Here is an 11,812-nt window from a genome sequence, read left to right on the forward strand (position 1 = left end):
GGCACGACAGACACGATGGCACCGACGACGAAGGCAGCCGGCGACGGCAACGGCCTGGTGGAGATGTCCTGGGACCCGATCACCCGGATCGTGGGCAGCCTCGGTATCCACACGAAGATCGACTTCAAGCAGAAGAAGGTCGCGGAGTGCTACAGCACCTCCTCGGTCTTCCGCGGCTACAGCGTCTTCATGCGGGGCAAGGACCCGCGCGACGCGCACTTCATCACCAGCCGCATCTGCGGCATCTGCGGCGACAACCACGCCACCTGTTCCGTCTACGCGCAGAACATGGCGTACGGGGTGAAGCCCCCGCACCTCGGTGAGTGGATCATCAACCTCGGCGAGGCCGCCGAGTACATGTTCGACCACAACATCTTCCAGGAGAACCTGGTCGGGGTGGACTACTGCGAGAAGATGGTCCGCGAGACCAACCCCGGCGTCCTGGAGCTGGCCGAGCGCACCGCGGCCCCGCACGCCGGTGACCACGGGTACCGGACGATCGCCGACATCATGCGCTCGCTCAACCCGATCGAGGGCGAGTTCTACCGCGAGGCGCTCCAGGTCAGCCGCTACACCCGGGAGATGTTCTGCCTGATGGAGGGTCGCCACGTGCACCCCTCCACGCTCTACCCGGGCGGCGTCGGCACGGTGGCGACGGTCCAGCTGTTCACCGACTACCTGAGCCGGCTGATGCGGTACGTGGAGTTCATGAAGAAGGTCGTGCCACTGCACGACGACCTCTTCGACTTCTTCTACGAGGCGCTGCCCGGCTACGAGGAGGTCGGCCGGCGGCGCATCCTGCTCGGCTGCTGGGGGAGCCTCAACGACCCGGACCACTGCGACTTCACGTACCGGAACATGACCGACTGGGGTCGGAAGATGTTCGTCACCCCGGGCGTGGTCGTCGACGGCAAGCTGGTCACCAACGACCTGACCGAGATCAACCTCGGCATCCGCATCCTGCTCGGCAGCTCCTACTACGAGGACTGGGAGGGCAAGGAGCTGTTCGTCACCCACGACCCGCTGGGCAACCCGGTCGACCCCAGGCACCCCTGGAACCAGCACACCGTCCCCGCCCCGCAGAAGCGCGACTTCGACGACAAGTACAGCTGGGTGATGTCCCCGCGCTGGTTCGACGGCAAGGACCACCTCGCGCTCGACACCGGCGGCGGCCCGATCGCCCGCCTCTGGTCCACCGCGCTCTCGGGCCTGGTCGACATCGGCTACATCAAGGCCACCGGCCACAGCGTGCAGATCAACCTGCCGCGCTCGATGACCAAGCCGGAGACCACCTTCGAGTGGAAGATCCCCCGGTGGAGCAACGCCATCGAGCGCAACCGCGCCCGGACGTACTTCCAGGCGTACGCGGCCGCGGCCGCCCTGCACTTCGCGGAGAAGGCCCTCGCCGAGGTCCGCGCCGGGCGCAGCCAGACCTGGGAGCGGTTCGAAGTGCCGGACGAGTCCATCGGGTGCGGCTTCACCGAGGCCGTGCGGGGCGTCCTGTCGCACCACATGGTGATCCGGGACGGCAAGATCGCCAACTACCACCCGTACCCGCCGACGCCGTGGAACGCGAGCGTCCGCGACAGCTTCGGCACGCCCGGCCCCTACGAGGACGCGGTGCAGAACACGCCGATCTTCGAGGAGAACTCGCCGGAGAACTTCAAGGGCATCGACATCATGCGGGCCGTGCGCAGCTTCGACCCCTGTCTGCCCTGCGGCGTCCACATGTACGTGGGCGGCGGCCGGACCGTGCAGAAGATGCACGTGCCCACGGGCCTGAGCGGGCTCACCGCATGACGGCGGAGGAGACCGGGCTGCGGATCCAGGAGGCGCTGGACCACCTGGCCGGCAGCGCGGAGCAGGGGGCGGGCGAGCAGCTCGTCCGCGAGCTGATGGCCTTCTACGGGGACGGGCTCGCCCGGCTCGTCGGGGCCCTGCCGCCGCAGGCGCTGGGGCGGCTGCTGGACGACCCGGCGGTGGCCGGGCTGCTGGTCCTGCACGACCTCCACCCCGAGGACGTCACCACACGGATCGCCCGCGCGCTCGCCTCGCTGCCCGAGCCGGTCGAGCAGCTCGGCTTCGATCCCGGGACGGGCGGCCTGCGGCTGCGCCGGACCAGGAGCGGGTGCGGCTGCAGCGAGCAGGACATCGAGGCCGCGCTGGCCTGCCACGCCCCCGAGGTGACGGCCGTGGAGCTGGAGCGCGCGCCGCAGCTGCTACAGATCGGCACCCGTCCGCCGGCCTCGGCGCAGGCGCGATGAGCGCCCGTCGGCTGTCCCGCCCCGGCGCCGCACTGCTGCGCCGGCTGCGCGAGCCCGCGCCCCCGCAGCCGGAGCGCTGCACGTTCTGCGGCCAGCAGGTCCCGCAGGAACACCGGCACCTGGTGGACACCGAGGAGCAGTCCCTCACCTGCGTGTGCACGGCCTGCGGGCTGCTGTTCCACCAGCCCGGCGCGGCCGGCGGCCGCTACCGGGGCGTGCCCGACCGCTACCTCGCCGAGCCGGACCACCGCTTCGGCGAGGAGCAGTGGGCGGCGCTCGGGATCCCGGTCGAGACGGCCTTCCTGTTCCGCAACGCCCGGCAGGACCGGCTGGTGCTGCTCTACCCCGGCCCGGGCGGCGCGACCGAGAGCGAGCCCGACGAGGCGCAGTGGCAGGCCGCGCTCGGCGGCAGCCGGCTCGCCGCCGAACTGGAGCCCGACGTCGAGGCGTTGCTGCTCCGGCACCCGGCCGCGAGTCCGGTCCGGTGCTTCCTGGTGCCGATCGACGTCTGCTACGAGCTGGTGGGCCGGCTGCGGCGGTGCTGGAAGGGGTTCGACGGCGGGGCCGAGGCCCGGGCCGAACTCGACGCGTTCTTCGCGCGGGTGGCCGGGCGGGCCCGCGCGCCACGACCGGAGGAGGTCTCGTGACGGCCCTCTCCTTCGCCTGTACCGGGGTGCGGCCCGACCCCCACGCGGCCGGGCCGACGCTGGTCCTGCGGCTGCGCATCACCGCCCCCGCCGGTACCCGGGTGCACGCCCTCGCGCTCCGCTGCCAGCTGCGGATCGAGCCCGCGCGGCGTTCCTACGGCGAGGCGGAGGGCGAGCGGCTGGCCGACCTCTTCGGCGAGCGCTCCCGCTGGGGCGGCACGCTGCACCCGGTGCAGTTCGCCCTCGTCCCGCTGATGGTGCCCGGCTTCACCGGCGAGACCGAGGTGGACCTGGTCGTGCCGTGCACCTACGACATGGACGTGGCGTCGGCCCGCTACCTCGCGGCGCTGGACGGCGGCGACGTCCCCCTGCTGCTGCTGTTCTCGGGCACCGCGTTCACCGGCCCCGGCGGCTTCCAGGTGAGCCCGGTGCCGTGGGACCGGGAGGCGACGCTGCGGATGCCCGTACAGGTGTGGCGGGAGATGATCGAGCAGCACTTCCCCGGCTGCGGCTGGCTGCGGCTGCCCGCCGAACTGATGGCGGAGCTGCTCGCCTACCGCTCACGGCGGGCCCTGCCGTCCTGGGAGGCGACCGTGCGCGAGCTGCTCGACGCCGCCCGGACCGAGGAGGTGGCCCGGTGAACGCCTTCACGGCCGAGACCGAGGGCCGGTTCGCCCAGGCCCGGCAGATCGCCGACGCCGTGCTCTTCGAGGGCTACGTGCTCTACCCGTACCGCGCGTCGGCGGCCAAGAACCGGCTGCGCTGGCAGTTCGGCGTACTCGTCCCGCCCGGCTACGGCCGGGACAGCGGCGAGCACTCCCACCAGCGCACCGAGTGCCTGATGGAGCCGCGCCCCGGCGACCGGCTCGCGGTGGAGCTGCGGTTCCTCCGGGCGCAGCGGCGGACCGTCCACCGCGCCACCGCGGCCGGCGGCTTCGAGCCGGTCGACGAGCTGGAGCTCGCCGACCGGGTACTCGTCCCGTGGGACGAGGGAGTCGAGGAGCGGATCGAACTCGTCGTCCCCGTCGATGAGTTGGCCGGTGACGAGGTCGTCCGGGAGTTCGCCCTGCCGGCCTGCGAGGAGATGGAACTACTCCGCGAGGGCGGCGTGCCGGTCGGCCGGCTGCTGCGCCGGCGCGAGCAGGTGGCCGGCCTCCTGAAGCTGACCGCCCGGGACGTCCCGGGGCCGTACGAGGTGCGCCGGCTGGCGGTCGTGGTGGAGAACACCGCCGACTGGTCGCCCGGGCCGGGCGACCGGCGGGATGCGGCGCTGCCGCGCGCGCTGGTCTCGGCGCACCTGCTGCTGGGCCTGGACCGCGGCGCCTTCCTCTCGGTGACCGACCCGCCCGAGTGGGCGAAGGCCGCCGTCGGCGAGTGCCGCAACGAGCACACCTGGCCCGTGCTGGCCGGCCCACCCGGGCGCGGCCAGGTGCTGCTGTCCTCGCCGATCATCCTGGAGGACCACCCGCTCGTCGCCCCGGAGAGCCTCGGCGCGCTCTACGACGCCACCGAGATCGACGAGATCCTCGCGCTGCGCACGGCGGCGCTGACCGAGCGCGAGAAGCGGGAGGCCCGGGGCACGGACGAGCGGGCGGGCGCCGTGATCGACCTCGCCGACTCGATGCCGCCGGAGGTCCTGGAGCGGCTGCACGGCGCCGTCCGGGGTCTGCGCGAGATCACCGGCGACGACCCGGACCAGCCCTGGTGGGATCCGGGCAACGACCCCGAGGTGGACCCGGATCGGGACCGGGTGGTGGTCGACGGCCGCGAGGTCGGGGCCGGCAGCCGGGTGCTGCTCCGGCCCGGCCGGCGGCGCACCGATGCCCAGGACCTCTTCCTGCACGGCCGGACCGCCGTGGTGGAGGCCGTGCTGCACGACGTCGACGGCTCGGTGCACCTCGCGGTGACGGTGGAGGACGACCCCGGAGCGGACCTGTGGCGGGCCCAGGGCCGGTTCCGCTACTTCCAGCCGGACGAGGTCACCCCACTGGAGGAACCGTGAGCACGGGCCGGGTGCTGGTGGCCGGGGTGGGCAACATCTTCCTCGGCGACGACGGGTTCGGCGTGGAGACGGTCCGGCGGCTGGCCGGGCACCCGCTGCCGCCGGACGTCGAGCTGGTCGACGTGGGCGTGCGCGGAGTGCACCTGGCCTACCAGCTCCTGGACGGCTACCGCACGCTCGTGCTCGTCGACGCCACCGCGCGCGGCGGCGAGCCGGGCACGGTGTACCTGATCGAGGCGGACGCCGGCCCGGTGGAGGCGCCCGTACTGGACGGGCACCGGATGGGTCCCGACGCCGTGCTCGCGCTGCTCGGCACGCTGGCCGCCGGGACGGGCGGATCCCCGCCCGGACGGGTGCTGGTGGTCGGGTGCGAGCCGGAGTCGCTGGAGGAGGGCATCGGACTGAGTGCCCCGGTGGCCGCCGCCGTCGAGGAGGCGGTCGGAGTGATCCTGCGGATCGTCGGAGCGGACGCGCAGGCGCAGAGAGAGGCGTCACCATGCTGAAGAACCTGCTGGGTGCGGCCGTCGTGGCCGCGGCCGTGACCCTGGTCTGGCAGAGCCTGCCCGACCTGAAGCGCTACCTGCGGATCCTGCGGATGTGAGGACCGGGTTGCGGCGAACGGTGTACTCCGGGCGCGGTGGCGGCGCGGCTGCGAGCCGATGTCGCCACCGCGCCCTGTAATGAAGCCTGTTGCCTCCGGCGAGGGGAGTGGGCCGATGCACGAGATGTCGATCGCGACTGCCGTCGTCGAGCAGGTGGAGGCGGCGGCCCGGGAGCATGGGGCGGTCGCGGTGGAGAAGGTGCGCCTGCAGGTCGGCGAACTCGCCGGAGTGGTGCCCTCCGCGCTGGAATTCTGCTTCGAACTCGCCTGCGCCGGGACGCGGTTGGAGGGCGCGGTGCTGGAGACCGAGGCGGTGCCGGCGCGGGCGAGGTGCACGCCGTGCGGCGTCGAGTGGGCCGTCGGTATGCCGCCCGACCTGGGGTGTCCGCAGTGTGCCGGGGGCCGGGTCGAACTGCTCGCGGGCCGGGAGTTGCAGATCCTCGGCGTCCAGTGGGCCGAGCGTCCCGCGGGCGCCCTGGCCGACCAGGAAGGCTGAAACCGATGTGTCGCACGGTGGAACTCCGCCAGGCTGTCCTCGCCCGCAACGACGACGGCGCCCGGGAGCTGCGCGCCGAACTCGCCGCGCGCGGAACCGTCGTGGTGAACCTGCTGTCCAGCCCCGGCAGCGGGAAGACGGCGTTGCTGGAGGCCGAGCTCGGGCTGGCCCGGGCGCGCGGGGTGCCGGTGGCGGCGCTCACCGCCGACCTCGCGACCGAGAACGACGCGGTGCGGCTGGCCCGTTCGGGCGCTCCGGTGAAGCAGGTGCTCACCGACGGGCTGTGCCATCTGGAGACGGCGATGCTCCGCGAGCACCTGGCGGGCTGGCTGCCGCAGGACACCCGGTTGCTCTTCGTCGAGAACGTCGGCAACCTGGTCTGCCCGGCCTCGTACGACCTCGGCGAGTCGCTGCGGGTGGTCCTCGCGTCCGTCACCGAGGGGGAGGACAAGCCGCTCAAGTACCCGACGGCCTTCGGACTGGCCAACCTGGTGCTGGTGACGAAGGCGGACCTCGCGGTGGCGGCGGAGTTCGACGAGGCCGCGTTCCTGGCGAGCGTCGCGCGGGTCAACCCGGGGGTGGAGGTGCTGTTCACCTCCGTCCGGACCGGGCAGGGGGCGGGGGTGCTGCTGGACCGGGCGCTCGCGGTACTGGACGGCGCCGAACCGCATCGGCCGGTCATGGCGGGCACACCGGGGCACGGGCACACCCACGGCCAGGACGACGGCCACACCCACGGGCATGGGCCAGGCCACGGGCACGGGCACGACGGCGCGCACGCGCATCCGCACGGCCCGGTGGCGGAACGGTCGTGACGGCCGGTCGGCCGACGGCCGGGGCCGAGCGGCGCAGGGTCGCGGTGCGCGGACTCGTCCAGGGGGTCGGGTTCCGACCGTTCGTCTTCACGCTCGCCGCCGAACTCGGCCTGGCCGGCACCGTCACCAACACCGGGGACGGCGTGCTGGCCGAGGTCGAGGGCCGGCCGGAGTCGGTGGACGCGTTCTGCCGCCGGATCGCGACCGACGCGCCGCCGCTGGCACAGGTCGCCTCGGTGGAGCACGAGGCACTGGCCCTCACCGGCGCGACCGGGTTCGCCATCACGCCCTCCCGGGCCGGCGGCCCGCGCCGCACCCTGATCCCGCCCGACACCGCGACCTGCGCGGACTGCCTCGCCGAACTCGCCGACCCCGGCGACCGCCGCTACCGGCACCCGTTCATCAGCTGCACCAACTGCGGACCCCGCCACACCATCGTGACCGGTCTGCCCTACGACCGGGCCAACACCACGATGGCCGGGTTCCCGATGTGCCCGGACTGCGAGCGCGAGTACACCGACCCGGCCGACCGCCGCTTCCACGCCCAGCCGGTCTGCTGCCACGCGTGCGGTCCCGGGCTCGCCCTGGTCGTGCAGGGGCTGGCGACACTCGACGGCGAGGCCGCGCTCACCGAGGCCCGGCGGCTGCTCGCCGGCGGAGCGATCCTGGCGGTCAAGGGCATCGGCGGCTACCACCTGGCCTGCGACGCGCTCAACGAGGCGAGCGTGACCCGGCTGCGACGGCGCAAGCGGCGCGGTGCCAAGCCGTTCGCCCTGATGGCACGGGACCTCGGCGAGCTCGCCCCGCTGGTCCGCCCGGACCGGGTCGAGGAGGAACTGCTCACCGGGCCGGTGCGGCCGATCGTCCTGCTGCGCCGCCGCGGGCCGTGGCCGGCGGCACTGGAGGCGGTGGCGCCCCGCAGTCCGGATCTCGGAGTGATGCTGCCCTACACCCCGTTGCACCAGCTGCTGATCGCCCCGCCCGGCCCCGGACTGCTCGTGATGACCAGCGCCAACCTGTCCGGCGAGCCGGTCGTGACGGAGGACCGGGACGCGTTCGCCCGGCTCGCGCCGCTGGTCGACGCCTGGCTCACGCACGACCGGCCCATCCACGTCCCGTGCGAGGACTCGGTGGTGCGGGTGGTGGACGGTGAGCAGCTGCCGATCCGGCGCTCCCGCGGCCATGTGCCGCTGCCACTGCCGCTCCCGGCGCCGGTCCGGCCGGTGCTGGCCGTGGGCGGCGACCTCAAGAACACCTTCGCGCTGGCGCAGGACGGCTACGCCTGGCTGTCCGGCCACATCGGGGACATGGACGACCTCGCCACCCTCGACGCCTTCGACCGGGCGGTGGCGCACCTGGGCGCCGTCACCGGGATCCGCCCCGACCTGCTGGCCGTGGACCGCCACCCCGGCTACCGGTCCGTCCGGCACGCCCGGAGCACCGCCCGGGGGCGGGAGGTGCGGTCGGTGCAGCACCACCACGCGCACGTCGCCTCGGTGATGGCCGAGCACGGCCTCGACGGCGGCCGACCCGTCCTGGGGGTCGCGTTCGACGGCACCGGGTTCGGGGAGGACGGCGCGGTCTGGGGCGGCGAGGTGCTGCTGGCCGACTACGACGGCTACCGCCGGCTCGCCCACCTCGCGTACGTGCCGCTGCCGGGCGGAGACGCGGCGGTGGCCCGCCCGTACCGGATGGCGCTCGCCCATCTGCGCGCGGCAGGGCTCCCGTGGGCGGCCGAGCTGCCGCCGGTCCTGGCCTGCCCGGGTGACGAACAGCTGGTGCTGGAGCGGCAGTTGGAGCGCTCGCTGAACTGCCTGCCGACCTCCAGCATGGGGCGGCTGTTCGACGCGGTGTCCGCTCTCGCCGGGGTCTGCCAGCTGGCCGAGTACGAGGCGCAGGCGGCGATCGAGCTGGAGGGCGCGGCGCTGGCGCACGGCCCGGCCCAGGGGTACGCGTTCGACCTGCGGCCGGTGGACGGGACGCTGGTCGCCGACCCGGCGCCGGTACTCGCCGCGGTGGTGGCCGACCTGGCCGCCGGCGCCCCGGCCGGCCGGATCGCGGCGCGCTTCCACGACGCGGTGGCCGGACTGGTCCGCCGGATCTGCGCAGCCGCCCGGGCGGAGTACGGGACCGGCACGGTCGCGCTGACCGGCGGGGTCTTCGCCAACGCGCTGCTGTCCTCGGCCTGCGCGGCCGGTCTGCGGGCGGACGGCTTCACCGTGCTGCGGCACCGCCGGGTGCCGCCCAACGACGGAGGACTGGCGCTCGGGCAGCTGATGGTGGCCGCCCGGGCCGCCGGCCCGGCCGCCACCTGAGAGGAGAGAGCCCGGATGTGTCTGGCGGTGCCCGGAAGAGTGGTGGAGATCGCGGAACGCGACGGCACCAGGATGGCGGTCGTCGACTTCGGCGGAGTCGTCAAGGACGTGTGCCTGGAGTACCTCCCGGACCTGAAGGTGGGTGAGTACGCCATCGTGCACGTCGGGTTCGCCTTGCAGCGCCTCGACGAGGAGTCGGCCCGCCGGACGCTGGAGCTCTTCGCCGAGATCGGCCTGCTGCAGGAGGAGTTCGGCGATCCGTGGGAAGCCGCGGCAGCGGCCGTGAGGGAGGAGCAGCGGTGAAGTACCTGGAGGACTTCCAGAACCCGGAACTGGCGGCCGGCCTGCTCGCCGACATCAGGGCGACGGTCACCAGGCCGTGGGCGCTGATGGAGGTGTGCGGCGGGCAGACGCACACCATCATCCGGCAGGGGATCGATCAACTCCTGCCGGATGAGGTCGAGTTGATCCACGGGCCGGGCTGTCCGGTCTGTGTGACCCCGCTGGAGGTGATCGACCGGGCGCTGGCGATCGCCGCCCGGCCCGAGGTGATCTTCTGCTCGTTCGGCGACATGCTGCGGGTGCCGGGCACCGACCGCGACCTGTTCCGGGTCCGCGGCGAGGGCGGTGACGTCCGGGTGGTGTACTCGCCGCTCGACGCCCTGAGGATCGCCCGGGAGAACCCGGACCGCGAGGTCGTCTTCTTCGGCATCGGCTTCGAGACCACCGCCCCGCCGAACGCCATGGCCGTCCACCAGGCCAGGAAGCAGGGCGTCCGAAACTTCAGCATGCTCGTCTCGCACGTGCGGGTGCCCCCGGCCATCGAGGCCATCATGACCTCGCCGCAGTGCCGGGTGCAGGGCTTCCTGGCCGCCGGGCACGTGTGCAGCGTGATGGGCACCGGCGAGTACCCGGCGCTGGCCGAGCGCCATCGGGTGCCGATCGTGGTCACCGGGTTCGAGCCGCTGGACATCCTGGAGGGGATCCGGCGCACCGTACGGCAGTTGGAGCGCGGCGAGCACACCGTCGAGAACGCCTACGCCCGGGCCGTCCGCCCGGAGGGCAATCCGGCGGCGCGCGCCATGCTGGAGGACGTCTTCGAGGTGACCGACCGGGCCTGGCGCGGCATCGGCGTGATCCCGCAGAGCGGTTGGCGGCTGTCCTCGCGCTACCAGGACCAGAACGCCGAGCGCCGCTTCGACGTGGCCGGGATCACCACCCGCGAGTCCGCGCAGTGCCGCAGCGGGGAGGTCCTGCAGGGCCTGCTCAAGCCGGACCAGTGCGAGGCCTTCGGCACCACCTGCACTCCGCGCACCCCGCTCGGCGCCACCATGGTGTCCAGCGAGGGGGCCTGCGCCGCGTACTACCTCTACCGCCGGCTGAGCACGCCGGCCGTACCCCGGGAGGCGAGCCCCGTTGGCTGAGGCCGAGATCCTGACCGCGCCGGTCGGTGTGCCGTCCACCGCGCCGGACCTCTCCGGATGGAGCTGCCCGCTGCCGCTGCGCGACCACCCCCGGGTGGTGATGGGGCACGGTGGAGGCGGGGCCATGTCGGCCGAGCTGGTGGAGAACATCTTCGCCCCGGCGTTCGGCGGCCGGGTGCTCGCCGGGCTCGGCGACTCCGCCGTCCTGGAGCTCGGCGGGGCCAGACTCGCCTTCTCCACCGACTCCTACGTCGTGCGGCCGCTCTTCTTCCCCGGCGGCAGCATCGGCGACCTCGCCGTCAACGGGACGGTCAACGACCTCGCCATGAGCGGGGCCCGGGCGGCCTACCTGTCCTGCGGGTTCATCCTGGAGGAGGGCGTGGAGACGGCCGTCCTGGACCGGGTCGCCCGGGCGCTCGGCGCCGCCGCGCGGGCGGCCGGTGTGGAGGTCGCCACCGGTGACACCAAGGTGGTCGAGGCCGGTCACGGCGACGGTGTCTACCTCAACACCGCCGGCATCGGGCTCGTCCCGGCCGGGGTGGACATCAGGCCGCAGCGGGCCGTTCCGGGTGACGTGGTGATCGTCAGCGGGGAGATCGGGCTGCACGGCGTCGCGATCATGAGCGTGCGCGAGGGCCTGGAGTTCGGCGTGGAGATCGAGAGCGACTGCGCCGCGCTCGGCGGTCTGGTCGACGCCATGCTCGCGGTCACCCCGGATCTGCACGTGCTGCGCGATCCCACCCGGGGCGGGCTGGCCGCGGCGCTCAACGAGATCGCGGCGGCGGCCGGCGTGGGTGTGGTGATGAGTGAGCGTGCCGTTCCGGTGCCGCCGCAGGTCGCCAACGCGTGCGCGGTGCTCGGCCTGGACCCGATGTACGTCGCCAACGAGGGCAAGCTGGTCGCCTTCGTGCCGCGTGAGCACGCGGAGGCGGTGCTCGCCGCGATGCGGGCGCACCCCTTGGGCGCGGGAGCGGCGGTGATCGGCGAGTGCGTGCCGGAGCACCCCGGCATGGTGGTCGCCCGTACGGCGCTCGGCGGCACCCGGGTGGTCGACCTGCCGATGGGTGAGCAACTGCCGCGGATCTGCTAGTGTCCTGCGCCGGAGATCTGTCGTTAGTTGCGTGTGAGCTCTTCCTCTGATCTCCCGGTGCGTCGTCGGGGTCCCGCATTGAAGCCGTTGTTGCTGTCCGACGAGGAGCGGGCTGCGTTGACGCGGTGGGCCCGCAGAGCCTCGTCCGCCCAGGCGCT

The 11,812-nt window shown here is 73.5% G+C and carries 12 protein-coding genes; all 12 read left to right on the forward strand.

Going from position 1 to position 11,812, the window contains the following annotated elements:
- Window positions 1-15: 15 nt before the first annotated feature.
- The 12 genes from AB0J08_RS29005 (at window position 16) to hypE (ending at window position 11,654) form a co-directional block, all read left to right on the forward strand.
- Entirely contained in the window at window positions 16-1,800 is a 1,785-nt protein-coding gene (locus AB0J08_RS29005) for a nickel-dependent hydrogenase large subunit (protein ID WP_360640654.1), read from the forward strand.
- A complete protein-coding gene (locus AB0J08_RS29010; protein ID WP_360640656.1) occupies window positions 1,797-2,264 on the forward strand; it encodes a thioredoxin in 468 nt (155 codons plus the stop codon). Before AB0J08_RS29005 ends, AB0J08_RS29010 begins: the two co-directional genes overlap by 4 nt.
- Window positions 2,261-2,911: a DUF5947 family protein gene (locus tag AB0J08_RS29015; RefSeq protein ID WP_360640658.1), complete on the forward strand. Its 651-nt coding sequence runs from the start codon at window positions 2,261-2,263 to the stop codon at window positions 2,909-2,911. The genes AB0J08_RS29010 and AB0J08_RS29015 overlap by 4 nt, the downstream gene beginning before the upstream one ends.
- The gene (locus tag AB0J08_RS29020) at window positions 2,908-3,552 is read left to right on the forward strand and encodes a DUF6084 family protein (RefSeq protein ID WP_360640660.1); all 645 of its coding nucleotides are present in this window, start codon (window positions 2,908-2,910) and stop codon (window positions 3,550-3,552) included. Before AB0J08_RS29015 ends, AB0J08_RS29020 begins: the two co-directional genes overlap by 4 nt.
- The gene (locus AB0J08_RS29025; RefSeq protein ID WP_360640662.1) at window positions 3,549-4,913 is read left to right on the forward strand and encodes a hypothetical protein; all 1,365 of its coding nucleotides are present in this window, start codon (window positions 3,549-3,551) and stop codon (window positions 4,911-4,913) included. Before AB0J08_RS29020 ends, AB0J08_RS29025 begins: the two co-directional genes overlap by 4 nt.
- On the forward strand, window positions 4,910-5,416 hold the full coding sequence (locus AB0J08_RS29030; RefSeq protein ID WP_360640664.1) for a hydrogenase maturation protease: 507 nt from the start codon (window positions 4,910-4,912) through the stop codon (window positions 5,414-5,416). The genes AB0J08_RS29025 and AB0J08_RS29030 overlap by 4 nt, the downstream gene beginning before the upstream one ends.
- 213 nt (window positions 5,417-5,629) lie before the next feature.
- Window positions 5,630-6,010, forward strand: a complete 381-nt coding sequence (hypA, locus tag AB0J08_RS29035; RefSeq protein ID WP_360640666.1) for a hydrogenase maturation nickel metallochaperone HypA — start codon at window positions 5,630-5,632, stop codon at window positions 6,008-6,010.
- Window positions 6,011-6,015: 5 nt separating this feature from the next.
- Window positions 6,016-6,825: a hydrogenase nickel incorporation protein HypB gene (gene hypB, locus AB0J08_RS29040; protein ID WP_360640668.1), complete on the forward strand. Its 810-nt coding sequence runs from the start codon at window positions 6,016-6,018 to the stop codon at window positions 6,823-6,825.
- Window positions 6,822-9,140, forward strand: a complete 2,319-nt coding sequence (gene hypF / locus AB0J08_RS29045) for a carbamoyltransferase HypF (RefSeq protein ID WP_360640670.1) — start codon at window positions 6,822-6,824, stop codon at window positions 9,138-9,140. The genes hypB and hypF overlap by 4 nt, the downstream gene beginning before the upstream one ends.
- A 15-nt stretch (window positions 9,141-9,155) precedes the next feature.
- Window positions 9,156-9,443 carry a HypC/HybG/HupF family hydrogenase formation chaperone gene (locus tag AB0J08_RS29050; RefSeq protein ID WP_360640672.1) on the forward strand — a complete coding sequence of 96 codons (288 nt, stop codon included), beginning with the start codon at window positions 9,156-9,158 and terminating at the stop codon, window positions 9,441-9,443.
- A complete protein-coding gene (gene hypD / locus AB0J08_RS29055; protein WP_360640674.1) occupies window positions 9,440-10,564 on the forward strand; it encodes a hydrogenase formation protein HypD in 1,125 nt (374 codons plus the stop codon). Before AB0J08_RS29050 ends, hypD begins: the two co-directional genes overlap by 4 nt.
- Window positions 10,557-11,654 carry a hydrogenase expression/formation protein HypE gene (hypE, locus tag AB0J08_RS29060; protein WP_360640676.1) on the forward strand — a complete coding sequence of 366 codons (1,098 nt, stop codon included), beginning with the start codon at window positions 10,557-10,559 and terminating at the stop codon, window positions 11,652-11,654. Before hypD ends, hypE begins: the two co-directional genes overlap by 8 nt.
- Window positions 11,655-11,812: the final 158 nt, after the last annotated feature.

This window comes from Kitasatospora sp. NPDC050463 (assembly GCF_040655255.1).
GTDB lineage: Bacteria > Actinomycetota > Actinomycetes > Streptomycetales > Streptomycetaceae > Kitasatospora.